Source organism: Paraburkholderia panacisoli (assembly GCF_008369935.1).
Taxonomy (GTDB): domain Bacteria; phylum Pseudomonadota; class Gammaproteobacteria; order Burkholderiales; family Burkholderiaceae; genus Paraburkholderia; species Paraburkholderia panacisoli.
The window spans coordinates 94,950-117,634 of record NZ_VTUZ01000009.1 but is presented as its reverse complement, the minus strand read 5'-3'; the positions used below and the strand labels follow the sequence as shown (position 1 = coordinate 117,634).

19 protein-coding genes are annotated in these 22,685 nt (G+C 60.9%); 8 read left to right on the top strand and 11 right to left on the bottom strand.

The genetic code is table 11. The features are described 5' to 3' along the window. Window positions 1–104 precede the first annotated feature (104 nt). The 4 genes from FVF58_RS15555 to FVF58_RS15540 form a co-directional block, all read right to left on the bottom strand. Window positions 105–920 (bottom strand): TetR/AcrR family transcriptional regulator, encoded by an 816-nt coding sequence (locus tag FVF58_RS15555; RefSeq protein WP_246217068.1) that lies wholly within the window; start codon window positions 918–920, stop codon window positions 105–107. Between the two features lie 41 nt (window positions 921–961). Next, window positions 962–2,245 carry a CaiB/BaiF CoA transferase family protein gene (locus FVF58_RS15550; RefSeq protein ID WP_149670788.1) on the bottom strand — a complete coding sequence of 428 codons (1,284 nt, stop codon included), beginning with the start codon at window positions 2,243–2,245 and terminating at the stop codon, window positions 962–964. A gap of 1 nt (window position 2,246) precedes the next feature. Then, on the bottom strand, window positions 2,247–3,023 hold the full coding sequence (locus FVF58_RS15545; protein ID WP_149670787.1) for an enoyl-CoA hydratase/isomerase family protein: 777 nt from the start codon (window positions 3,021–3,023) through the stop codon (window positions 2,247–2,249). A gap of 467 nt (window positions 3,024–3,490) precedes the next feature. Then, on the bottom strand, window positions 3,491–3,787 hold the full coding sequence (locus tag FVF58_RS15540; RefSeq protein ID WP_149670786.1) for a DUF1330 domain-containing protein: 297 nt from the start codon (window positions 3,785–3,787) through the stop codon (window positions 3,491–3,493). Window positions 3,788–3,949: 162 nt separating this feature from the next. Here FVF58_RS15540 and FVF58_RS15535 point away from each other — a divergent pair, with 162 nt between their 5' ends. The 4 genes from FVF58_RS15535 (at window position 3,950) to FVF58_RS15520 (ending at window position 8,263) form a co-directional block, all read left to right on the top strand. Beyond that, a complete protein-coding gene (locus FVF58_RS15535; protein ID WP_149670785.1) occupies window positions 3,950–5,356 on the top strand; it encodes an NAD-dependent succinate-semialdehyde dehydrogenase in 1,407 nt (468 codons plus the stop codon). Window positions 5,357–5,434: 78 nt separating this feature from the next. Continuing rightward, on the top strand, window positions 5,435–6,319 hold the full coding sequence (locus FVF58_RS15530) for a beta-keto acid cleavage family enzyme (protein ID WP_149670784.1): 885 nt from the start codon (window positions 5,435–5,437) through the stop codon (window positions 6,317–6,319). Between the two features lie 330 nt (window positions 6,320–6,649). Next, window positions 6,650–7,081: a tautomerase family protein gene (locus tag FVF58_RS15525; protein ID WP_149670783.1), complete on the top strand. Its 432-nt coding sequence runs from the start codon at window positions 6,650–6,652 to the stop codon at window positions 7,079–7,081. Window positions 7,082–7,243: 162 nt separating this feature from the next. Further along, the gene (locus FVF58_RS15520; RefSeq protein ID WP_149670782.1) at window positions 7,244–8,263 is read left to right on the top strand and encodes a zinc-dependent alcohol dehydrogenase family protein; all 1,020 of its coding nucleotides are present in this window, start codon (window positions 7,244–7,246) and stop codon (window positions 8,261–8,263) included. A gap of 392 nt (window positions 8,264–8,655) precedes the next feature. Here the strand turns inward: FVF58_RS15520 and FVF58_RS15515 are convergent, their stop codons facing one another. Beyond that, window positions 8,656–9,075: a plastocyanin/azurin family copper-binding protein gene (locus FVF58_RS15515; RefSeq protein WP_149670781.1), complete on the bottom strand. Its 420-nt coding sequence runs from the start codon at window positions 9,073–9,075 to the stop codon at window positions 8,656–8,658. A gap of 672 nt (window positions 9,076–9,747) precedes the next feature. Here FVF58_RS15515 and FVF58_RS15510 point away from each other — a divergent pair. Then, window positions 9,748–9,978: a hypothetical protein gene (locus tag FVF58_RS15510; protein WP_149670780.1), complete on the top strand. Its 231-nt coding sequence runs from the start codon at window positions 9,748–9,750 to the stop codon at window positions 9,976–9,978. Between the two features lie 100 nt (window positions 9,979–10,078). Here FVF58_RS15510 and FVF58_RS15505 read toward each other — a convergent pair whose 3' ends face one another. Further along, a complete protein-coding gene (locus tag FVF58_RS15505) occupies window positions 10,079–10,966 on the bottom strand; it encodes a mechanosensitive ion channel family protein (protein ID WP_246217081.1) in 888 nt (295 codons plus the stop codon). A 764-nt stretch (window positions 10,967–11,730) separates the two neighbouring features. Here FVF58_RS15505 and FVF58_RS15500 point away from each other — a divergent pair. Beyond that, window positions 11,731–12,243 (top strand): DUF3455 domain-containing protein, encoded by a 513-nt coding sequence (locus FVF58_RS15500; RefSeq protein ID WP_149670778.1) that lies wholly within the window; start codon window positions 11,731–11,733, stop codon window positions 12,241–12,243. A gap of 241 nt (window positions 12,244–12,484) precedes the next feature. Here FVF58_RS15500 and FVF58_RS15495 read toward each other — a convergent pair whose 3' ends face one another. The 4 genes from FVF58_RS15495 to FVF58_RS15480 form a co-directional block, all read right to left on the bottom strand. Beyond that, window positions 12,485–13,825 (bottom strand): ATP-grasp domain-containing protein, encoded by a 1,341-nt coding sequence (locus FVF58_RS15495; protein ID WP_188130830.1) that lies wholly within the window; start codon window positions 13,823–13,825, stop codon window positions 12,485–12,487. 10 nt (window positions 13,826–13,835) lie between these two features. Then, window positions 13,836–16,310 carry a tetratricopeptide repeat protein gene (locus FVF58_RS15490; protein WP_149670776.1) on the bottom strand — a complete coding sequence of 825 codons (2,475 nt, stop codon included), beginning with the start codon at window positions 16,308–16,310 and terminating at the stop codon, window positions 13,836–13,838. 712 nt (window positions 16,311–17,022) lie between these two features. Further along, entirely contained in the window at window positions 17,023–17,424 is a 402-nt protein-coding gene (locus tag FVF58_RS15485) for a hypothetical protein (protein ID WP_149670775.1), read from the bottom strand. A gap of 288 nt (window positions 17,425–17,712) precedes the next feature. Beyond that, on the bottom strand, window positions 17,713–18,702 hold the full coding sequence (locus FVF58_RS15480; protein WP_149670774.1) for a phosphatase PAP2 family protein: 990 nt from the start codon (window positions 18,700–18,702) through the stop codon (window positions 17,713–17,715). Between the two features lie 386 nt (window positions 18,703–19,088). On the opposite strand from FVF58_RS15480, the gene FVF58_RS15475 reads away from it, so the two are divergent. Further along, window positions 19,089–19,802: a methyltransferase family protein gene (locus tag FVF58_RS15475; protein WP_149670773.1), complete on the top strand. Its 714-nt coding sequence runs from the start codon at window positions 19,089–19,091 to the stop codon at window positions 19,800–19,802. Window positions 19,803–19,805: 3 nt separating this feature from the next. Next, complete coding sequence (locus FVF58_RS15470) at window positions 19,806–20,816, top strand: phosphatase PAP2 family protein (protein ID WP_149670772.1); 1,011 nt, start codon at window positions 19,806–19,808, stop codon at window positions 20,814–20,816. Window positions 20,817–20,868: 52 nt separating this feature from the next. Here FVF58_RS15470 and FVF58_RS15465 read toward each other — a convergent pair whose 3' ends face one another. Then, complete coding sequence (locus FVF58_RS15465; RefSeq protein WP_149670771.1) at window positions 20,869–22,683, bottom strand: TadE/TadG family type IV pilus assembly protein; 1,815 nt, start codon at window positions 22,681–22,683, stop codon at window positions 20,869–20,871. Between the last annotated feature and the right edge of the window lie 2 nt (window positions 22,684–22,685).

Below are 22,685 nucleotides of genomic sequence, written 5' to 3'. Positions count from 1 at the left end.
AGCGTCGCTTACTCCCCACAACATCGTCTCGAACTCAAGGTTCGCTTCACAGCATGATCACGAACCCCGCCGCAACGCTCATTGATCAGGATTTCGTACACGTTCTACGCTTTGGCGCGCTTTCGAGCTGTGCTCGCAGCCATTGGCTTCTGTAATGCCGCGCATTGCTGGATCACGCTCTGAAGATGATCCGGACCCGCCGTGATGGCGCTAAGTAGCGTCATCACGACGAAGTCGATCAACTTTGGTATCGCCACTTTGGTGTCTGCGCGTGGCGCGCGGTTCGACAGGATCAGCGTGGCAAGACCATGCTCCATACTCCACGCGGCATGAGTCACGAGCTTGAGATCGGAGTGGGCCCATCCACTCTCGATAGCCAGCGCCTCGATCGTCTCGCAAAACAACCCAAAAGATCTGTTACTTTCCTCGATGAGTTCCGGATACGCTTGATGCGCCACGATGCGAGGCCCGATCATCAGACCGAACAGCCCATTGTGGCGCTGCGCGAACTCAACATACACCCGCATCATCCGGTACGCTTTGGCAAGCGCCGTTTCCTCGCTGTCACGGATCGCAACGCGCAACGCAGCGAGGTCACGATAACCGCTTGCCGCGATCGTGGCCAGCAGTTCGTCGATGCCCGCAAAATGCCGCGAGGGCGCGGCTTCTGATACGCCCACCATGCGCGCGAGGTACCGCAGGCTCAAATCTTGCGCCGATACCTCCATGAGCGCGTTGCGCCCCGCTTCAATGAGCGCATTGCGCAGATTGCCGTGGTGATAGTCGGCGCTTTTGACGGTGGGTGACTTAGGGCTCAAGGCGTTTTCGAAGTATAAAGTGACGCCTTCTATTATAAATCGAGGCGGGTCGGCCAGGATCGCGCGTCGCTCATCTCGTTCGCCTGCCTGCGGCAACCGCATGAATCTCGATGAGCGGCCGCGCGCCGCGTCTTACCGGCCGGTTACGGTTCCCTGGTTTCGGCCATGTCCACGACCGCCAAAGACGGTCGCTGCGCTTCGGACTTCACCGAAGCGGGCAGGCCACCGACCAGAATGCCCGCGTCAATCGCCTCGCGAATCTCGCTTTCCGACATGCCCGTGCTGCGGAACACCTGCTCGTTGTCCTCGCCGCGAAAAGCCGGCGCACTGCGCATTCCAAGCTCGTCATCGGAAAAGCGCCACGGATAGCCGTGAATGAGATACGAGCCGCCGCGGCGATCCGGGATCTCGTGCACCGCACCCCACTGCTTCGCCCAATCGGTATCAGCCAGTTCCTTCAGCGTACGGATCTGGCCTATCGCGATCTTGGCCTCGTCGAGCTGCGCATCGAGCGTCCTGAGATCGCGAAACGACAGCATCCACGTCTGGATCATGGCATGCAGCGCTTCGTAGTTCTGCAGGCGACGCTCAGCGGTCCTGAAGCGCGGATCCTGCGCAAGGTCCATACGGCGCATGGCGCGCAAGTAGTTCGGAAACGTGTTGCTGCCGACGATGCTTTGCGCTGCCACGAACTCTTCGCCGCCGGGGCCAACGAAATGCGGGCCGTCTGAGGCACCGAGGATGCCCGGCTCGGCGCCCGTATCGACACCCGCGAGATCAAGGTGAGCGCGCTCGTTGATCGACAGCATCACGGCAGCCATCGCGACGTCGATGTATTGGCCGCGTCCGGTTACTTCACGTTTGCGCACCGCCGCGAGCACCGCGATGGTCGCCTGCAGACCCGCATAGACATCCGCGTGCGACAGCGGGTCGGTCCACTTGCGACCGTCGCCTGCGCTGTCGAAATGGCGCAGCGTGTTGTGCGTAAAGCCCGCTTCGGCCTGCACGGTCGGCGCGTAAGCCATGCGCGACGCCCAGGGGCCGCGCTGGCCGTAGCCGGTGATCGACACATAGATCAGCTTTGGATTGCGCCTCGCGAGCGTGTCATAGTCGAGTCCGAACCCCTTGAGCGTGCCGGCCCGAAAATTCTCGACGATGATGTCCGCCTCGTCGCACAGTCGTAGCACAAGCTCGCGTGCGCGCGGCACGTTCAGATCGATACTGATGTTGCGCTTGCCGCTATTCTGCTGCGCGTAGTAGCCCGACATGCCATCACGATTCGGGAACGCAGCACGCGAGACATCGGGCCGCGGCGGCTCGATCTTGATTACGTCGGCACCGAGATCGGCCAGCGTCCGGGCGCACAGCGGGCCGGCCAGCACCCGAGAAAAATCGACGACCTTGAGTCCTTCGAGTGGTCCGGCCATGTCAATTCCCTTCGAAAGTGGCGGTGCCCGGGCCGGCGGTATCGAAGGCCTCCAGTCCACGCTTGAGATCTTGCGACGCCCAGATCGGCTTTTGCAGTTCGAACATCGCTTCGTCGGCGGCAGCGACACCCTCGTTGACCGCGACCCGCACGAGATGCTTGGTCGCGGCATGCGCAATGGTCGGGCCGGCCGCCAGTTCCTGCGCAACGGACAGCGCGACTTCATCGAGTTTGTCGTCGGGCACAACGAGATTGATCAAGCCCCAGCGTTCGAGCGTCGCCGCGTCGTAACGGCGGCCGAGCATCGCGAGTTCTTTTGCACGCGCCGGGCCGGCCCGCATCACCTGACGCTGGATGCCGCCGAGCAGCGGATGCAGACCGAGCGCGACCTCGACTGAGCCGATCCTGGCCGACTCGGCGACCACGCTGAAGTCGCAGGCAAGCGCCACTTCGAAGCCGCCGCCAAGGCACGTACCGTTCACCGCGACAACGATCGGGATCGGGAGTGCTTCGAAGCCGCGAAGCACCTCAAGCGGATCCATCAGCCCCTGGCCTTGCCTGGCAATGCGATCCGGGAAAAGCGACACTTCGGCACCGGCCGAGAAGTGCCGCAGACCGCTGCGCAGCAGGATCGCGCGCGAGCCGCGTTTCACCGCCTCATCGAACTCATCGAGTAACGCGCGATACAGTGTCGGGCCCATCAGGTTATGTGGGCGACGGTTCATCGTAAGAACCGTCACGTGACCTTTGAGGTCTTTCAGAACAATTGCTTCGTCCATCGTTTTGCTCCATTTTGTCGGGTTCAAGTGCTTCTTTCGACTTTAATGTTAACAAGCTTAACATTAGGATGACGTGTTGATAGTCACGTTTTCCCCTGGCCACTGCGCAGATCGGGCCTCTCAATAAGTAACGCGTGGGGCGGGACTCGACTATTCGAACGTTGCAGCGCAGTCCAAAATGCGAAATCGATAGCATAACGAATGAAACAGCAGCGTCATGATCGGCTCAACGCACGTTTGCCCCCGTCAAGTTCGGCCTGGAAGGTGGCGATCAGGAGAAGTTCAAGCAGGCATCCATCCGAAGATCAAACTGAGCGGGAAAGGCGGGGCTTGATTGCCTCGACGTTCCTCTCTCTCCCGCAGATCCTGGAAGGAAGCCACATTGATGGAATGCTGGCGGCTCCAGAGTGAACAGCGCCCGCGCTGCCATACAGTGCGCTCGGCCTCTGTAGCCTCCAGTGAGCATCTCAGTCGCCGACGCCTGCGACGACGCGCGCGTCCCTTTCGGCACCATCTCCCAGTACGGCCAACGCCTGCTGATAGGCCTCGCTCTGATAGGCGGCAAGAGCCTGCTCGAAACTCGGGAATTCGACCACGACGGTCCGATCCTTCAGACCCGCTTCGAACGCAACGACTTCGCCGCCTCGCACCAGAAACTTTCCGCCGGCCGCTTTTACCACCGCTGTCGCAAGGACGCCGTATGCCGCGAGCTTGTTCGCGTCATGAATCGCTCGATACGCTGCCACCCAATATCCTTTGGTCATTTCGCTTCCTCAGTTGAAAAAATACCTGACTATAGTAACACCGTTAACATAAGGTTCCATGAGGGTTATTCCTGGTCTCAAAACTGTGTGCAGTGGACGAGTTAACGATGATAACATAAAGCCATGCGATGACCCGATGCCAACCTTTTCGCGGAGAACCTCATGCCGTACACGACTATCAATCCTGCTACCGGCGAACTGCTCGCCACCTACGACGACATATCCGACCAGCTGCTCGAAGCGAAGCTCGCTGCCGCGCATCGCGCTTTTGAAACCGACTGGCGCCGCCGTCAGGTCAGCGACCGGGCACGCATTGTGTCGCGCGCGGCGGCGCTTTTGCGGGAAAAGGCTGTCGAATACGCCGGTTATCTGACGCTGGAAATGGGCAAACGCAGCGGCGAAGCGCTCAAGGAAGTCGAATCGGCGGCTACCATCCTCGATTACTACGCAAAGCGCGCGCCAGCCTATCTCCAGCCCCGCCCGCTCGCAGAAGCGCCCGGCGCGGCCGTGCACATCGAGCCGATTGGCGTGCTGCTCGGCATCGAGCCGTGGAATTTACCGTATTACCAGATTGCGCGCGTCGCCGGGCCTCAACTGATGGTGGGCAACGTCTTGCTGCTCAAGCACGCTGAAAACGTGCCGCAATCGGCATTGGCTTTCGCGCGGCTGTTCGAGGAAGCGGGTGCGCCCGAAGGCGTATATACGAATCTGTTCATCTCGATCGAGCAGGCCGGGCGCGTGATCGACGATCCGCGCGTCCAGGGTGTGACGCTGACGGGCAGCGAGCGCGCCGGCGCCGCCGTCGCCGAGCGTGCCGGCCGCAATCTGAAGAAAGTCGTACTCGAACTGGGCGGCAGCGATCCGTTCATCGTACTCGAGGATGCGCCGCTAGACTGGGCGATCCAAAGCGCGGTCGTGGGCCGCATGTTCAATTCGGGTCAACTATGCGTCAGTTCCAAGCGCATCATCGTGGTCGGCGAGGCACGCGGCGACGCATTCCTTGAAGGCTTCGCGAAGCGGATGGCAGCGCTCGAGACCGGCGATCCGGCCGATCCGGCGACCGCCGTCGCCCCGGTCTCGTCCGAGCGCGCGCTGAATCTGCTGCTTGAGCAGATCGATCGCGCGACTTCGCACGGCGCGCGCATAGTGTGTGGCGGCAAGCGCGTCGAGCGCCCGGGCTTCTACTTGCAACCGACTGTTCTGACCGACATCACGCCGCAAAATCCGGTCTTCGCCGAAGAACTGTTCGGCCCGGTCGCCGCTTTCCACGTCGTCGAGGACGAAGCCGCCGCGATTGCGCTCGCCAATGGCACGCCATTCGGTCTCGGCGCGTCGGTGTTCACCGCGGATACCGAACGCGGCGAGCAGGTCGCCGCGCAGATCGACAGCGGCATGGTGTTCGTCAATCAGCCGTTCGGCACGGCAGCGGAACTGCCGTTCGGTGGCGTCAAGCGTTCAGGTTTTGGCCGGGAGCTTTCTGAGCTGGGCTTCGACGAGTTCGTCAACAAGAAGCTGATCAGGGTTGCCCCCGTCGGGGCGGCTCCGTTCGGCCCCGCGCGGGCCGCCTGAACGGGGTGCCTGACGCTGCTCCCATGGCGAAGCGCGCGATTGTGGCGCCTCATTGCTCTTTCCCTTTGACCGAACACTATGATGAACAAGACGATTATCAGTTGCGCACTCACTGGAGGCGACGATACCCCGCGGCTAAACCCTGCAGTGCCCGTTACGCCCGAGCAAATCGCCAATGAGGCCATTGCCGCATGTGAAGCCGGTGCGAGCATCGCTCACATTCATGTTCGTGACCCCAAGACCGGCGTTCCAAGCACTGAGCTGTCGCTTTACAGAGAAGTCGTTTCGCGTATCCGCGATAGCGGGTGCCCGATATTGATCAATCTGACGACGGGCCCGGGTGCACGTTTTGTCCCCAGCGACGAAGACCCGAACCGGGGAAGTGAATTGAGTACGATGATGACGCCTGAGGCCCGCGTCCGGCATGTGCTCGAGTTGCGTCCGGAAATCTGCACTCTGGACGTAGCGACCATGAACTTCGGCAATCGCGCATTCGTCAACGTGCCCGACCATCTGATCAAGATGGCAACGTTGATTGAGGAAGCAGGCGTGAAGCCGGAAATCGAGGTATTTGATCTCGGGCACGTGCGTTTGGCGCGCCACCTGATCGAAACGCAGGGGATTCTGCACGCTCCGCTGTTCCAGTTGTGTCTTGGCGTGCCATGGGGAGCGTCCGCCGACACCGAGAGCCTTCTTGAGATGAAGCGCTGTCTGCCCGAGAACGCCCGTTGGTCGGCGTTCGGCATCTCCCGCGCCCAATTTCCGATCGTGGCGCAAAGCGTGATTCTTGGTGGGCATGTCCGCGTAGGACTGGAGGACAATCTTTATCTTGCCAAGGGGGAGCTGGCGCCAGGCAACGCGGCACTGGTTAAACGCGCGGTCAGTATCATTAAAAGCATCGGCGCAGATGTGGCAACGCCGAACGAGGCTCGCAGCATACTCGGCCTTCCCCGTCGCCAATAGAACGGGGTTGAGCGCGTGCCAGGTACCCATCATCGGTGCAGTTCACGGGCGAGGCCGTCGGTGTTGGAACGACGATGTGACTGCGCGCATCTGTCCGAAGAGCCGCAATTGATGGTTGTGAATCTGGCCTTGGTCGTGAAGGAAGCTGATGGGCAGCAGGATCGCCTTCCCAAAGAACGCTGCGTTGTGAAGAGCATTGGTTTTAACCGGTAGCCTATCCCTGGGCTACCGACACAGCCGCCTCACTAATGTCAAGTTCATCGTTTCTTGCAAGAGACTTAGATGTGCTGACATAAGAAACGCGGCATCTATTGATGCATGGAGACAAAAATGCCATTGTGGAATATCTATCATCCAGTCGGCGCCTACACGGCAGATGACAAGCAGGAGATGGCCAAGCGAATCGCCGACATTTACATCATTCCTCGCTTCTACGTAGGTGTTCTGTTTCATGAACAGCCGAAAGACTCCTTCTTCATGGGGGGTGAGCCGCGAGACGACTTTGTCAGAATCAGATTAGATCAATTTGCCAGACACATCTCGAAGGACGTCGAGTGGACGGCGTCTTGGCTCCGCAAGGCGAACGCTGCGATTGCGCCATTTGTCCAGGATCGAGGCTACCACTACGAGTTGCATGTCGGCGAAACGCCGCGAGAACTGTGGTTGATCGACGGCATTCGACCCCCTCGGCCTGATACGGAAGCTGAGAAGAAATGGAAGCTTGAAAACCGGGCGTCGCCATTTGATCCGAGCGAAGGTTGAATGGGTCAGCCGCGCGCCGACAGCGTGGCCGCTAATGCCACGCGCGCGGAATGCCCCTCGACGTTGATCGAAGTCCGACTATGCGAGAGTTCGCGGCGTTGGCAACACGTCGCGCCTGCGGGGGCACGATTCACACCGCAACTCGAGCGAAGGAGAAAGCACATGAAGGCCCTGATCATCGAACACAACGGCGAGCCGTCAGAGGTAGTCCACTGGCGTGATTTGCCCGAGCCCACGCCCGGGCCAGCTGAAGTCCGCGTGAGGGTGCTGCTGGCGCCCGTGCACCCGTCCGACCTGCACGTCATCCGTGGACGCTTCGCCCCTCAGCGTCAGCCCGAACTGCCCGCTTCGCCCGGGTCCGAGGGCGTCGGAATCATCGACGCCGTGGGCAGCGACGTGCCGCGCACGCGGATCGGAGAACGCGTCGTTCTACTGAACGTGCCCGGAACCTGGAGAGAACAGGTCATCAGTCCGGCTGAACGGGCGATACCTGTACCGGCGGCGATCTCCGACGAGGACGCCGCACAGGCTCTCATCAACCCGATGACGGCATGGGCAATGACGATGTGCGAGCACCGGCTCGGACGCGGTGACTGGCTTGTCCAGAGCGCGGCCGGTTCGACGGTCGGTCGCCTCGTGCTGCAGATCGCGAAAGCTGAGGGGTTCCGCACCATCAACCTCGTACGCCGTGAAGAGCAGGTCGCCGAGATTCAGGCGCTTGGCGGTGACGTCGTGCTATGCACCGCGGACGAAAGCTGGCCCGAGCAACTGAAGAAGGCCACTGGCGGCAACGGCATCGTGAACGCGATTGACTGCGTCGCCGGCCGCACGGGCGCTACGCTTGCGCGTCAGTTGGCCCCGAACGGATGCCTGCTCGTCTATGGAGCTTTGTCGTCGCACCGTCAGACAGACCCGGCGGCCTTCGAGATGCCGATTTTCGCCCCGGCGCTTATCTACTCGAGTACCGAGGTGCGCGGCTGGCTGATCTTCTCGTGGCTCGCACGCAAGGGGGTGAGTGAAGGCAGCAAGGCGCTGCGCAGCCTGCTCGATCGCATGGCCGAGGGCACCTTGAAGCCGCCGGCAGCGCGCCGCTACCACGTCGATCGCGCACTCGAAGCCTTCACGGCCGCGGAGAGCGCCGCACACGACGCCAAACCGCTGCTGGCTTTCGCGGAGCGCTGAGCTTCGCCCGTGCCGCCGTCGCAGGCGGCCTTGCGCGGCCCGGTGGCATCGAGGGGGTAGTAAAGCGGCATCCAACATCTGGCCGCGCCACGTCACCCGACAATGCGCCGGGCGTTCCTTGTCGGCTGGCTTGGCAGTGAGATCATGCGTCGGCATTGAAGAACACTAACCAAGCCTTGTCAGGCGCACTCGAACTCAAAGACAAAATCGTGTCACAAGATCTGGCGCGCTGCCGCTTCCTCGTGTCCGCCGCCGCAGGCGTCGCAAGTCTCACGCTTGCCGACATGCCCCCGGTCGTGGCAGCGTCCTCGCCCTCTAAAGACGCTGCCGTGCAAGGGTCTCCGCTTAACCAAGCGGCTTCTCCGATTTGCACCGGAGCCGACCCAGCAAGGTCAAGGTGTGACGACCAACGACGTATGCATGCCCATTGAGTAGTGGCCCGTTTGGTTGCAGATCAGTACATAACGGCCGGGAGGCAACTTGAGCGTTATGTGCCTGCTCTTGCCCGGTGATATGTCCTCCACTTCTCCCATCTTCTTGAACTGACTTTCTCGCACTTGTCCGTTTTTAACGGGCAGCTTATCGTCGGCCATGTCCGTTTTTAGCACGACCAGCTCATGCATCAGACCCGTATCAGGTGCGTTGCTTACCTCGAACGTGACTGAGCCTGCTTTGACGTGACTGGCGTCAAGCTGGATCGTGTTGTCTTTGAGGAGCGTGGCTTTTACCGTCTCCTCTGCGTAACCCAGGCTGCAAACAAGACTGAGTGCGGTCCCACCAAGGAAGACCGCGGCACGTGGATTGTGGATCATGACGTTTCCCTCTACAGATCGCGTCCAGCATCGTCCGCGTGGCCTACTGAGCTACGCACGATGCCGAGGCGGGGTGTTTCATTGTCAAGGTCCCGGACGAAGCGCAACGAGGCGACGTACTGCCGAGCGACATCAATATGATGTCCACAGCTGACGTTGCGAAGCTGCTCAGACCGCCATCTGGGGCGTAGTCGTCGCGCGGCGCGGTGAACTTTATGCTCAGCTCGTTTCGAGCGCTGACCTTTGTGGTGACCCGCTTACTACGGTGATAAAACGGTCCGCGCAGCCGGTTTATTCCGATGTTCCAGAGACAGTGCGACTGGGACAGTCATCGACCTCTAAGACTATTCACGGTCTACACCATCGGGTGAAGCGGCGAGGTTGGCAACACTCTCTACGATCCGGCTTCCCGGCACATTTCGTCAACGTGCAACGCCGAAGGCGATCGACCGAAATCGAGCCCGCAACCGATCGGATCGATCTCCGCGCACGGAAGCGCGATTGCTCCATCTCCCCCTACTTGACGCGATCCACGTCACACGTACGCCGCTGGAATAAGCCGGTGTACTCGATCGTTTACTCAGCGGGCAACCATGCGCCGGACGGCAAGGGACCACTTTTATCAGGTGGGTCACCATCACGTCACATTGGGGCAAGGAGCGACAGCGTGCCATGTTCCAGCCGTTGATTTTGATCATGCAGGTAACCGCCATCGCAACGATCAGTCTGTTGCGACATTCCGCCGGCAAGGTCGCGTTCGAGCTGGCGGACCTGTTCTGCATACTTGCGGCGCATCTCGGAACCGCTGTTGGCACGACGCTCTACAAGCGGCTGTCATACGATCATTTCGCTCGCGCCGTGAACTTGCTAATGATCGCCTTGGGGATCGGCTACTTCGGGTAGTCGAGCCGAAAGCGGCCTTTTAGAGCGACTCTGTTTCCCTCGTCGGGTAAATCGGAGGCGACCTGGGCCGCAATCTGATCAAGCCCATGTGATGCATTTCTCACGGGGCGACAGTACCGTCCGGACCGCGCGTCCGGACGGATGCTGGCGTCTGCACGATGTGAAGCTCCCGGGTACGCAACGGAAGAGAAAACTTTTCGTCGGTCAGCCTTTGCCTCACCTGGCGGGCGAGATCCCAGCGCATGTCCCAGAACACGTCCACGGGGGACCAGACACGGATATTCAGCACTGCCGTGCTGTCATCGAAGCGCATCACCATCACCTGTGGCGCGGGATCCGTGAGCGCGTGCGGATTGGCTGCGACAAGCGCGCGCAGCGTCTCCAGCGCCCGGTTCACATCGTCCCGAGCTGCGACTTCCACTTCGAGGTCGAGACGTCGATTGGGATTGCGGCTGTAGTTGCGGATCGAGTTGCTCCACAGTACGCTGTTCGGTACGTACTCGCAGATCCCGTCCGGCTTCGTCAGACGCGTCATGAACAGGCTGACTTCCTGGACGGTACCTGCGATGCTCCCCCCGCCGCCATCGATGTAGTCGCCGGCCTTGAACGGCCGCAGCAACAACAGCATGATCCCCGCCGCAATATTCTGCAGTGTGCCCTGCAGGGCGAGACCGAGCGCGAGGCCGGCCGCGCCAAGCACGGCAATGATGCTCGTGGTCTCGATACCGAGTTGCGAGAGTGCCGCGACGATCGCGACAACACGGATGCCCCACAGGCTGCTGTCGTGCAGGATCGGGCGGAGTGTGGCGTCGATGCGCGCGCGGCGCGTGAGCAGCGCGTCCAGTCCGCGTGACACGCGGCGCGACAGCCGCCATCCGATCCACAGGATCAGCGCTGCGGCACACAGATGTATCGCGAAGGTGGCCAAGGCGTCCTGGAGAAAGCTGGAATGGCCGGGGGGAGTGTGCTCGTCGAGGAGGCTGCTCACCCAGGAACGAAGCGGTTCGAGATGATTTTCCACCATGCAACTCCTTCTTTGTCCGTCAATATTGTCCAGGTCCCCGTGCTTGCTGAAATCTCCGCCGCCCTGCATGCGATGAATTGAACCGCCTGCAATCCCACAGAGCGCTTTGCTAGCGTCACGCCCCGATGGCGTGCTGCAAGTTTTGAATATTAGGCGGCTTCCGCCTCGGAAGGTAGAACGTGCCGATCGGCTCGGGCAGTCGCCGGGGATTGCGCCAGTCGTCCCATTCGAGGGTAGCTGCAGGGGCTGGCTGCGGCAACGCAGATGAGCTGCCTGCGGGCGCTATCCGCTCAATTCCTACCCAGACCGAGCGGCGCCCCAGTCGACTTGGATCGATAAATTGCCGTTGCCATAAGTCCGAAATGCTCCGCCATTTTTCCGATCACGTCCTATCCTCACATTGTAAGATGACGTGTCGCGCGCGACATACTGCCACAGCGCTTTGCGGGATCTTTGCGACTTCCCGATGCACGATCTGCACAAGATCCACCCGGGAGATTGCCAATCATGTCGGAGCAAAATACCCCGAAACCGACCCCTGCGACCATGCTGTCCGCGGTGATCGTCACTATGCGAAGCTTTCCCTAAGGCCGACGAAGAGTCGACCGAGTTCGCGGGCTCGATGACGCATGGGATTACGCGTACGATCCTGACTATCGAATTCAACGGCCTATGTCTCTGGTCGGCAACCGCTCCAGGTCGTACTTTATTCCTTCAAGGCGAGAACCATGTTCAAAAATATTTTCCGATCAGGTCTTGCGACCGCCATTGCATCGCTACTGGGGGCGTGTGCGACGACGCCTGCAGGTCCTGCCAGTTCTTCCATCGACCCGCCTCAGGCCGAGCGCGTGATGACGTTGGTAGCGTCTGGCGTGCAAACTTATTCCTGTGAGTTCGACACGCAACATCATTTGGGCTGGGTGTTCAGGAGCCCACAAGCAACGCTGTTCGACGCAAGTGGCCACGCCACGGTTCGGCACGGCGCGGGGCCGTCCTGGGAAGCGGACGACGGAAGCCGGATCGTAGGGCGAGTGCTTGCACAGCGTCCCAGCGAAACGCCGGCAAGCATCCCGCAACTTTTGCTCGAAACGCATAGCACGGCCGGTACCGGCACACTGTCGGCCGTCCGCTATGTGCAGCGAGTGCATACCGTTGGCGGGTTGATGCCGGCCGCGCCATGTTCGACGGAACACGAAATCGGTAGTTCGCCCTATCTCGCGGATTATGTATTTTATCGGTAGTGGGATGCGCGGCTCCAGTGCAAATCGGAGAAACCGGTAGGTTAAGCTCCGGTTTTGACGGCAATCTTTGTTGCACGGGCTCGTGTGCTTTGACGGAATAGCACATGCCGAACTGCAGTTCAGTTCGTCGCTCCATACGCAACTCGCCGCATTGCAGTTCGGCGAGCAGACCGGACAGGGCGGGCACGGTGGCCAAGGCAGCGCGGCGCCCGATCACGTCGACTCTGCGTGACGACGTCAATCACGCGGGCCCGGCATGAGAGACAGATCGGCGAGTCATCATCTGCTCGAAAGCGTCCACGATGCGTTGTACCTGACCGTTCTTGTGCATCAACGGACCGTCGTCGCGTTCGTAATGCACCAGCATCGTCGCATTGGCTTCGAAGACGAACACGCGGCCGCCCGGCAAGATCGTGAAGTCGATGCCGGCGTAGTCGAGCGCCAGCCGTTCGCCGATCTTCGCGATGGCACGTAACGCGCGCTCGCCGATCGCGCCACGCGGATCGTCGAGAAACCGGCGCTCTTCATCGAGCTTCCACGCGTGCGCCTCCATTTCCGCCGAGAAGTAGTGGACCATCCAGTGTGGCGAGATCGCGAGGTGATACGCGAACGGCTCGCCGTCGACAAAGATCATCCGATACTTGCGATAAAACCCATCCGCGTCGCGTGTATCGTGGAACGCGCTCAGGTAATGCGCGCCGTCCATTACGCGTAAATGCGCGTTAAGTGTGTCGAGGTCGTCGCAACGCACGAGGCCATCGCCGCCATGCGAGGCAAGCGGCCGCAACAGCAGCGGAAACGTCAGCCCGTTATCGGCGAGGCGGAGCGCGAGTGGTGCTTCAGCGGCAATCGGCGCGATGCCGAGCACGCAATGCGCGCTCACCACATCGTTCAGACCATGCAGCAATTCAGGTAGCCGATGCCGCCGCGTGCGCGCCACCACGGCCGAGCGGTTGAGCACCGGCCGCGAAGTGCGCGACTCGAACCGCGCGAGGCGCTTGGCGATCGGCTCCGCGATGTCCGGATCGCCGAGCGCGTTGAACACGAGGTCGAACGGCGGAAGATTGGCGTCCTCGTCGTCGAGAGCGTGGTCGATTGCGTATTTGATGCGGCAATTGACTGTACCCGGCAGCAACGCCGCGAATGGCACGTTGCCGGTGCCGCTGCCGCTGCAGAGAATCAACACGCGGCGTGTCGCGCCGCCGGTCTGTTCGATGAACACGCGCCGGGTCTTGTACGCGCGCTCGCGGCATGCCGCGGCCTCGTCTTCGTCGTCCTGTTCGGCGTGGATTGCCGCGAGGTTCAACCATGCGACGGCAGTATCGGGATCGATATCCAGCACGAGACGATACCAATGCGCGGCGGCCTCGTAGTCGCCTTTCATGAAATAGCCGGTGGCGACGTCGCACAAATTGCGCGTTTGTGCGACGGACGATTGCGCGGCGAAAGCGTCGAGCATTTGGGCGGCGATCAGATTCGCCAGCGCGGCGAGTTCGTCGCCCGCTGTGCGACAGGCTTCGGCCTGCCTACGATAGAACGCAGGATTGAGTTCGCCGGGCGCGCGGGATTCTTCGATGGACATGGGATCTCCGTCAGCGCAACACGGGCGCGGCCGGTGACCGGCGCGCATCGGCCTCAGCCTCAGCCTCAGCCGATGAGCGCGCCACCGCGCCGGGTTCATCGCCGAACCTCGCGACAGCCGATCGTTGCGTCGTATCGCACCATTGCCGCCATAGCTGCCGGTACACCGCTTCGACGCCCGCGGCGAAGCGCGCGCCGTCCATTAACGGCGACGCGGCGAGGCGCGCACGCAAACCCTCGCGCAAACCGCTCAGGCGCGGCAGATCACGTGCGAGTCGGACTGCGGTGTCGACAAAGTCAGCGTCGCTATGCGTGACCAGTTCGCCGAGACCCAGATTCATGGACTGACTGAGACCGGCCCTGCCGACCGCCGTTTCGCCGATCCGCGTCACGACGGGCACGCCCATCCAGGACGAGTCGAGACTCGTCGTGTGGCCGTTATACGGAAACGTGTCGAGACCGAGGTCGATCTGATGATAGGTGCGCAGATAATTGGCGCGTGGCTGGAACCGCACGAACCGCACGCGCTGCGCCGAAATGCCATGCTGTTCGAGCCGCGCTTCGAGTCGGGCGCGGGCCGAGCCTTCAGGCGCCATCAACAGGAGCCTTGCATCGTCCACAATACGCAGCACCTGTGCCCACAGGCTCAGCGTCTGATCGCTCAGCTTGCAAGGATTATTCAGGCATCCGAACGTTACGTGGTTGTTCGAAAACGCGGGCAATGTGTTGACCTCCGGCGTATTGGTCAGCGGGTCGTAGCACCAGAACGAAGCCGGCAGCCGAATCGAGCGCTCGCTGTAAAACGTCTCGCTGCCGGGCGGGTCCAGCCACGGGTCGGTCAACCGGTAGTCGATTGCTTCGATGCCGGTCGTGCCGGGATACGCGAGCCACGCAATCTGCAGCGGCGCGGGCTTGCGCGCGAACAGCAGGGGCCGGCCATCGGCCATGTGCATCGTCAGATCGACCAGAATGTCGATCCGGTCTTCGCGGATGCGTTGCGCGAGCCGTTCGTCGCTGAGTTCGCGGACGTTGCACCAGATGTCGGCGTGACCGGCGATGCGCCGGGTCACGCCGTCCGGCCACTCGACGCTCGCATAGCAGACAATTTCGAAGTCGCTGTGATCGTGATGCGCGAGAAGCGGCATCATGAACAGCGCCTGACAATGGTCCCGGAAGTCCGGCGACACATAGCCGATGCGCAAGCGGCGTGTGGGCGACGGCTCGTTGTGGTGGGGCGAATGAGTGTTACGCAAGGGCGCTTCGTGGCGCGCGGACCAGCGGCGGCATTCGTCCAGCACCGCGGCGGGACTCTGCGCCTGAAACGTCACCGAGTAGGCGAGGTTGCTATGCGCGACCACGTTGCACGGATCGAGTGCGAGCGCGCGCCGATAAAGGTCGATGCCTTCGTCGATCGATCCTTGATCCTTCAGCACGGTGCCCAGATTGTTGCAGGTGGCCGAGTGGCGCGGATCGATCGACAACGCTAGACGCAAGTGAGCTTCGGCGTCGTCGAGCCGGCCGAGCGTGCGCATCAACGTGGCCGCGTTGTTGTAGGCCGAGACGAAATCGGGACGCAGCTGGATCGCGGTCTCGAACGAGTGCGCGGCGCTTTCCATCTCGCCCAGTTCCTTGTAGACGTTGCCGAGATTGTTGTACGCGTCGGCGTGAGCGGGCTCCTGTTCGATCGCGCGTCGATAGTGGAGCAGAGCTTCGCGTGGCCTGCCGAGCGACTGGAAGACGTTGGCGAGGTTGTAGGCCGCTTCGTGAAAGCATGGGTCGAGTTCGATCACGCGCGTGAGCAAGGCCGCCGCCTGCTCGAAATCGCCGCGCTGGTGTAGTGCGACACCGAGATTGAGCAACGCGCACGGCGACATCGGCGCGACACGCACGGCGTCGCGCAGCATCGCGATGCCTTCGTCCAGTTGACCGCGTGCCTGCATCAGCGTGCCCAGATTCGTGAGCACGGTCTCGTCGTCGCCGCGTAGGGCGAGTGCGCGTCGATAGGCGGCTTCGGCTAGCTCGATAGCCCCAACCTGCCGATGACAGTTGCCGAGGTTGCTCAACGCATCCACGTGCGAAGGTTCTAGCGCGAGCACGGATGCGTAGGCTTCGATCGCGCCGGCATGGTCGGTTACCGCTTGCAATGCGGCGGCCAACGAGAACAGCACGTCGGCCGATTGCGGGTTGAGATCGAGCGCACGGCGGTATGCAGCGATTGCGTCGGAGAAACGGCCGGTGGCGGCGTGTACCAGGCCGCGCAGGTGGTGGCAGCGGGCGTCGTTCGGCGCCTGAGCAAGCGCGGCGTCGAGCCAGACCAGCGAGGCATCATAGGCCCCTAGCTGATATTCGAGCACAGCGAGGCGAAACATCACGTTCGTGTCGCCGGGTTGGTCGGCGAGAACGCTTTCGTAGAGCGTGCGGGCGGCGGCAAAATCGAGCGCGAGGTGCCGCGCTTTCGCATGCTCCAAAGTCTGAATTGCCGCCATGCACGCCGCCAGTCGTTGCGCCGCTGTTGGCGGCCTCTCGCGGACGATATCCGGCCGATCCTCACCAGGTGTTACGAAAGTAAGCGCGTAGTGTTGCAGTGGAATACAGGGCGAAGCAATGTTCGCCGTACTGCATGCAATGCGGTTGCCTGGTTCGTCTTACGGATGAAAGCGTCGCAAATTCGTGAGGATCGCGATCGCGAAAGGGCACGCACGGGAAACGGATTCGGTCGCGATGCGCGTCTACCTTTCCAAACGTTGACGAACGAATTCGAACAAGCCTCGCGCATCCATCAACAAGCCGACAATCGTCGGGCAATGGAAAGAAAGATTGCGTAATTCGTAGGTAATAAGCTTCGGGCGCTCACAGCCGTCTACCACCAGTGGAGCGGTTTGGCTCAACGAATTGTTAGCGGAACGGAAACGGCCCATTCTCCGTGCCTTCGATCCTCTCATTGCGCCGTTCCCGTTTCGCTAACAATCCTCTGGGCAATCGTGGCAAAGCTCGCTACGGCGTTGTGGAGCAGAGCGCCCTAAAGGCCGTAGCGAGATTTTGCGAGGTTCGGGACATGGCCGCCGGGATTTCAGACGATCGCTGGTCGGGGCGGAATCAACCGGTGGATGCAACACAATAGAAGCTTTGCCGGCGGCGCGAGTATTGCATCGACCGGTTGATTCCGCGCCTGAACCCGGTTCCTCCGGAGCAATTTTGCTACCCAAAAACCCGCGCCCATGCCGCGCGAAGGCGTCGCGCACGGTCCTCGAAGAGATATGACGCGGCCAACGTCAAAAGAGCGGAGATCGCACCCGTCAAGAAGTGCTCCACGTACGAGATGCGATAGTGGCTCGCGTGAGAGTAAGCGTCACCTATCGTTGTCAGCAAACCGACAATCAGCGCATTGCCATATCGATGCCCGTAGAATCTGGCTGCGGGCGTGAACGTCAGACATACCGCCAGAAGTCCGGTCAGCAGACCTGTCTGTAATGCGATTGCCCAGTGTCCGAGGCTCATGATGTTGCCCCAGCTTCCAGGCATACAGGTCATGCACGCGCTGGTCGGCTGCCAGAAACGCTGGATAAACAGCCTCGCGCGGCGCTTCCATTCGCTTGACATGATCAATGCCCTTGTCACTGTCGGCACCGCTATGAGGTTCGTCGGCGTGGCGTTCAGGCGTTCCAGCCTGCTATCGCCTGGGTCATGGATTGATGTGTTGAATTGGCATGCCATCGCCATCGGGCAACAGCCTGCACCTGGTAGCGATACTACTCCGAGATCGGACGCGCGCCATTCAGACCTATACCACTGCTTACGCATCCGATTGGCGATGCGCGCCGGCCGTCGTCAACACGGTGGCTTGGCGCCAACAGGCGCGTAATAGACACGCGCGATCACGCGGCTCCGTCAACGAAAACTGAACGGGCGTTCGGCGATACGTTGCTGCAATGTTCGGCGACGGTAGCACGTTCTTGTCATTTGAATGCTTACAGCAGCAAGCAGTAATCCGCCGGCCACATCGGCTAGATAGTGCCCGCCTTGCGTCGGTGTGGAAAGAATCATCGTCAGATTGAGAAGCGCGGCGATGGCGAACAGCCAGCGAATACGACGAAGCGAGTACGTGAACACAATGGCCAATGCGGTATGAAAGGACGGCATGGAGACGAGGCCTTGAGCGTTCGCCAAATTGATTGCCCGCAATGTCCCACTACGCAATGCCGCAAAATCCGATACTGTCGACGCAGTATTGGGGTCGCTGACATTGAAATGGACGAAAGCGCTTTCTGCCGGGAATGGTGTGGACGCGACAAGAAGCAAAGCGCTCGTCAGCGCCAGAAGAAAGAAAAATTCCGGTAGTGCCTCCCGTCTTCCGGATAAACCGAGAATGAAGGGAATGCTGATCAGCTGCCATCGCCCACTCTCGTAGGCAAATGAGAGAACGTGCTGAACATGAGGATGGCTGCGGACCCACTGATAGGCGGCGAGCCAATTAAAACCGATTGCGTGATCGAACCGGATCAAACTTCGTTCGACCAGCGGCGCGTTGAGTGTCACGCAGAGATAAGACAGCACGCACATCGACGGCACGAAGCACACGATCAGAGCGAACCAGGCTGCGATATCTGAAATCTCCGCATAGCGAAACTTAACCGTTATCGATTCATAGCGGGGCGTGGCCCGGAGCATTCGCAAAATGACTGCGATACCGGCTAGTATGCCGATCCCTTTGCAGGCGCCAATAATGTCGCCCACTGGCACGGTGTAACCGGCGAAGCGGAGCCAAACCGCATCGATGAAAAGAATGACACCAACTATCAGCAATCCGCATGCATAGGGCGTAATTCCCGATGGCCAAAGCTGTACCAGGCGCAGATCGATTTTTTGTTGTTCAGGCATTTGCGCGACGCAGGAAGGATTGAGCTCAGCTACCTCTTTGAGGGCCGGACGAATAAAGCTGAGGAGCCGTCATATCACTTGTAACGGCGCGCGTCGTGCGAACTTTAGCGTCGCACCGCCGAAGCTTCGAGTCACCATTGCCGCCGAATCCGGTCGTTTTTACGGTTCGGCGAAATCTTTAGGGTATTCGCGGAGTTTCACCGTCGAGGGCTAAAGGAAATTGCCCGGCAGCCGTTAAAACGTCGAGAACCCTGATCGACGCCGAAAAGCATCAGCCCTGTAGTGAATAACCTTACGGAGTGGACTTCTGGACTGTGACGCGCGCATCGTACGCTACGCGACAGCCCCGCTTCCCACACCGATATGGGTGGTCAACGCGGCATGACATGACACCAGAAATTTTAGAGCCGGCCGGCGCGCCCGGTGTCTCCATCGGCTTCCCTGGCCAGGCACCAGTGCCGCCGGCGTTACCGCGCTTGCGGCTGACGCCTGCACAATGGCGGATCGAGATTGCATTGCGCCTCATTAGCGCGCTGGCGCTTCTACTTTTCCTCGCTTCCGCGCTGTCCCATTTCATCAAGAACCCGGCGCGGGTCACGTTACTGCTGCTCGTCGTCACTGCGTTGCTCGATATCGGTCTGGTCGTATCGACCCGCATTGCGCGCGAGCGGGACTGGACATCGCTCAGCATCGTCACGACAGTGTTCGGGACGTTCTACTATCTCGCCTTTCGAATCGACCCCGGCATTCATCTGGTCCCGGAGGCGGTGGCCGTTGGATTGCAGGCCATCGGCATTGTCATTCAGATCTGCGCGAAGCTCACGCTGCGGCGCTCGTTTGGATTCCTGCCCGCGAATCGGGGCGTGGTTGTGGGTGGCCCATACCGTCTCGTGCGTCATCCGATTTATTTGGGGTATTTCATCAGGGATCTCGGATTTCTGCTCCCCAACTTCGGCGTTCAGAACGTCGCCGTGCTTGCGATACACCTCGGCCTGCAGATCTGCCGAATCGTTCGGGAAGAGCGCGTGCTGTCGAAAGACAGCAGCTATCGCGACTATATGAGCCGAGTGCGGTGTCGGTTGATCGTCGGCGTGTTCTGAAAAATGAGCGCGTCGAAACTCCCCGCCATGCCGGGTCGCGTCGGCACTTTTTGCGCGACGAGTTGGCGCTACCTCGGAACCTGGATCGCGATCGCACTGATCGTTGCCGTCGATTTCGCGGGCTTGCATGCGCTGGATCGCAGCGCGACGCTTGGGCGCGCTGCGCATAACCTGCCGGGTTTTCTGGCGATTCTGCTGGTCATCGTCTGGGTTAATTTCAGAACGGCATCTGTCCGGGACGGGCAGACGAAGTGGGCGCGCAGCCAGCTCGAACTGGCCAACACCGCGCGGTGGATGCTTGCGCTCGCCGCGTTCTGCATGGCCGCGAGCCTATTGAGTCACTTGTCGGTTGCGGCCGCTTTCCCCCTCGTCGACCCCCAACTCGTCAGGATCGACGAGATGATCGGATTCGATTGGGTCGCCTGGTACAACTGGGTACGGCTGCATTCGATACTCTTCATCGTGCTGAAGCTGGCGTACGGTAGTGGTCTGGCGCAGACCATTGTGGTGCCGTTGATACTCGGTCTGAGCGGCGCGAGACGTGAACTCGCCGATCATATGTTGCGGTTCATGCTGGCGACTCTCATTTGCCTGATCGTCGCGACACTACTCCCAGCTGCCAGTGCATACCTGCATTTTCACATCGCCGATCCAGACACGTCGTCGACGGTCTCTGAGTTCTTGCCGATCCGCGACGGTACGCTTCGTGTGTTCGCTCTGGACGATCAGCAAGGATTGGTGTCGATGCCCTCGATGCATACCTGCATGGCGATTCTGTTCGCCTATGCGCTGCGCCGCACGCCCGTCATCGCCTATATTGCGGTGGCTCTCAACGCCATCATGATTGCTTCCACGCCCACGCACGGTGGACACTATCTGGTCGATGTCGTCGCCGGCGCAGTGCTGGCGGTGGTGACGATCATGCTGGTCAAACGTCTACGCTTTCACGACCCATCGCTCGATGCAAGCAGCGCGACACAAGACACGTCCGCGCCGCAGCCATCGACGTCTTGATTCCTTCCCGCGCAAACACCTCGGCAGCCGGTCGACCGGCTGCCCAGCTTCGTCACTGGGTCAGTCGAAGCACACCGAGGTTGCCGGCAATCTGCTGGAAGATCGCGTCGAGCGTCGCGTTGGTCGGCGCGTGGTAATAGTTCCCCGGCGACGCGCAGCTTTGCATCGTCTGCTGGGCCACCGAGCTCGATGCATCGCTGCCGAACGTGATGGCATAGACGATGATTCCGCTGTTCTTCATGGCGGTACAGACACCGAGCTGGAATGCATTGATGTCGCTAACCGACGTCGTCGATCCATTGGAAAGAGCAGTCCCGTCCGTTCGCGTCACGGTCGGCGCTTGCAACGCGCTGCTCCCGACGCCCGTCAAACCGTTGAACGACGGGGGAGGCATGATGCCGTTCGCGCTGCCCGGATCGTTTTCGCCGTCGGTCAGGACAATCGCAACCCGTTGCAAACCCTGGGTCGCCTCCGGACGTGGCAACGTGCTGTCTGTCGATACCCAGCCATTGCCATTCGACACATTGTTGGACCAGTCGGACGACAACATGCGCCAGCCCCACAGCAAACCTGTCGGGATGATCGTGGAGCCCGCCGCCTGCATGTTTCCGATCGCGGTGGTCAGCGCGTTCGCATCCTTGCTGAGGAATTTCACCGGCGCAATCGAGCAGGGGCTGCCTTTCCCGTTGATGTTGCCGTTCTGATCGTAGGTGTTCGTTTTGGGTTTGCTGGTGGTTGCCTGGCCCCAGGCGGCCGCAATGCCCAACCCGGTTCCAATGCCGCAGGCCGTAGTGGAACCGTTGGTCTGCAAGCTCAGCGGAACGCCGCTGAAGTTAATGGGAGTCGACGCGACGCAATTCCCGCTGCCGTTCTTGGTGCTGTTGTAGGTGACAACCTGGAAACCCGTCTTGGGGACGTTATAGAAGAACGGTGTGAAGCCGGGTATGTCTTTCGGCGCATAGGCTTTCGGATAGAGATTGGACGCTGCGTCGCGCGGCTCGACTGTGCAACCGCCCCATCCCGATCCGGTCACACCCGATTGCGCCGTCATCCAAACATTGTTCGGGTTGTAAGTAAAGTTCGGCGTCATCCAGCTGCCGCTCGCAAGCAGCGATCCGTTGACGTTCACCATGGTGGTGAACGGCACGAGTCCAATGTAGGAATTGTTGTTTTGCACACCGAGAATGTCGTTCACCAGATCAGTGGCCGCGGTTCGCAGCCCTTGGATCTTCGTGCCCTGTGTTGTGTCGCTGCTCGCGTAGTCCGCCATCGAGCCGGTATTGTCGAGCACCAGAACCAATTCGAGCAGGCTTTGCGGCATCCGCAGCGCGGTGTTGCTGGCAGTGATCGTCACCGTGTCGGGCGACGATCCGCTCGAACCGGAACCCGAGCCAGACCCCGAGCCGCTGCTCGACGTGCCAGTACCAAAGATCACCGGCGCGAGCAGCGGAGCGGAGCCCGTCGCCGAGAGCTGGATGGTCTGACCGGTGGAAGGCACACCGCTGATGCTCGCCGAGAACTGGGCGTCCGGCATCGCGAATTCCATGTAGCCCGACGGCATGTTCGCGTTGTAATAGGCGCGCGCGTCGGCCTGCCATTGCGTGAGATTGTTGCCGGTGGTCGAGTTGTAATGCAAAAGGTTGACGCCCGATGACAGCGTGGCGACGTCGAGCGCCATCTGAACGCGCGTCTGCGTCATCTGATAGTGAATCGTGTCGATGGCAGTACACATCGAGCCGATCATCAGGGTCGCGCACAACGCGAAGATGACGGTAATCGCACCTTCGTCGCCCTTGAGCAAGGTCGAGAGCGAGCGCGGCTGTGACGGCACCTTGCCGGCGCTCGCGCGGGCAGCGGTTCGTGGCATGG

Excerpts from the sequence above, each read along its gene's own strand:
- FVF58_RS15515 (WP_149670781.1), bottom strand. The coding sequence starts at position 9,075 with ATGATCCACAATCCACGTGCCGCGGTCTTCCTTGGTGGGACCGCACTC.
- FVF58_RS15530 (WP_149670784.1), top strand. The coding sequence starts at position 5,435 with ATGATGAACAAGACGATTATCAGTTGCGCACTCACTGGAGGCGACGAT.
- FVF58_RS15520 (WP_149670782.1), top strand. The coding sequence starts at position 7,244 with ATGAAGGCCCTGATCATCGAACACAACGGCGAGCCGTCAGAGGTAGTC.
- FVF58_RS15550 (WP_149670788.1), bottom strand. The coding sequence starts at position 2,245 with ATGGCCGGACCACTCGAAGGACTCAAGGTCGTCGATTTTTCTCGGGTG.
- FVF58_RS15535 (WP_149670785.1), top strand. The coding sequence starts at position 3,950 with ATGCCGTACACGACTATCAATCCTGCTACCGGCGAACTGCTCGCCACC.
- FVF58_RS15480 (WP_149670774.1), bottom strand. The coding sequence starts at position 18,702 with ATGCCTGAACAACAAAAAATCGATCTGCGCCTGGTACAGCTTTGGCCA.
- FVF58_RS15495 (WP_188130830.1), bottom strand. The coding sequence starts at position 13,825 with ATGTCCATCGAAGAATCCCGCGCGCCCGGCGAACTCAATCCTGCGTTC.
- FVF58_RS15525 (WP_149670783.1), top strand. The coding sequence starts at position 6,650 with ATGCCATTGTGGAATATCTATCATCCAGTCGGCGCCTACACGGCAGAT.
- FVF58_RS15475 (WP_149670773.1), top strand. The coding sequence starts at position 19,089 with ATGACACCAGAAATTTTAGAGCCGGCCGGCGCGCCCGGTGTCTCCATC.
- FVF58_RS15545 (WP_149670787.1), bottom strand. The coding sequence starts at position 3,023 with ATGGACGAAGCAATTGTTCTGAAAGACCTCAAAGGTCACGTGACGGTT.
- FVF58_RS15470 (WP_149670772.1), top strand. The coding sequence starts at position 19,806 with ATGAGCGCGTCGAAACTCCCCGCCATGCCGGGTCGCGTCGGCACTTTT.
- FVF58_RS15485 (WP_149670775.1), bottom strand. The coding sequence starts at position 17,424 with ATGTCAAGCGAATGGAAGCGCCGCGCGAGGCTGTTTATCCAGCGTTTC.
- FVF58_RS15510 (WP_149670780.1), top strand. The coding sequence starts at position 9,748 with ATGTTCCAGCCGTTGATTTTGATCATGCAGGTAACCGCCATCGCAACG.
- FVF58_RS15555 (WP_246217068.1), bottom strand. The coding sequence starts at position 920 with ATGCGGTTGCCGCAGGCAGGCGAACGAGATGAGCGACGCGCGATCCTG.
- FVF58_RS15490 (WP_149670776.1), bottom strand. The coding sequence starts at position 16,310 with ATGGCGGCAATTCAGACTTTGGAGCATGCGAAAGCGCGGCACCTCGCG.
- FVF58_RS15500 (WP_149670778.1), top strand. The coding sequence starts at position 11,731 with ATGTTCAAAAATATTTTCCGATCAGGTCTTGCGACCGCCATTGCATCG.
- FVF58_RS15465 (WP_149670771.1), bottom strand. The coding sequence starts at position 22,683 with ATGCCACGAACCGCTGCCCGCGCGAGCGCCGGCAAGGTGCCGTCACAG.
- FVF58_RS15540 (WP_149670786.1), bottom strand. The coding sequence starts at position 3,787 with ATGACCAAAGGATATTGGGTGGCAGCGTATCGAGCGATTCATGACGCG.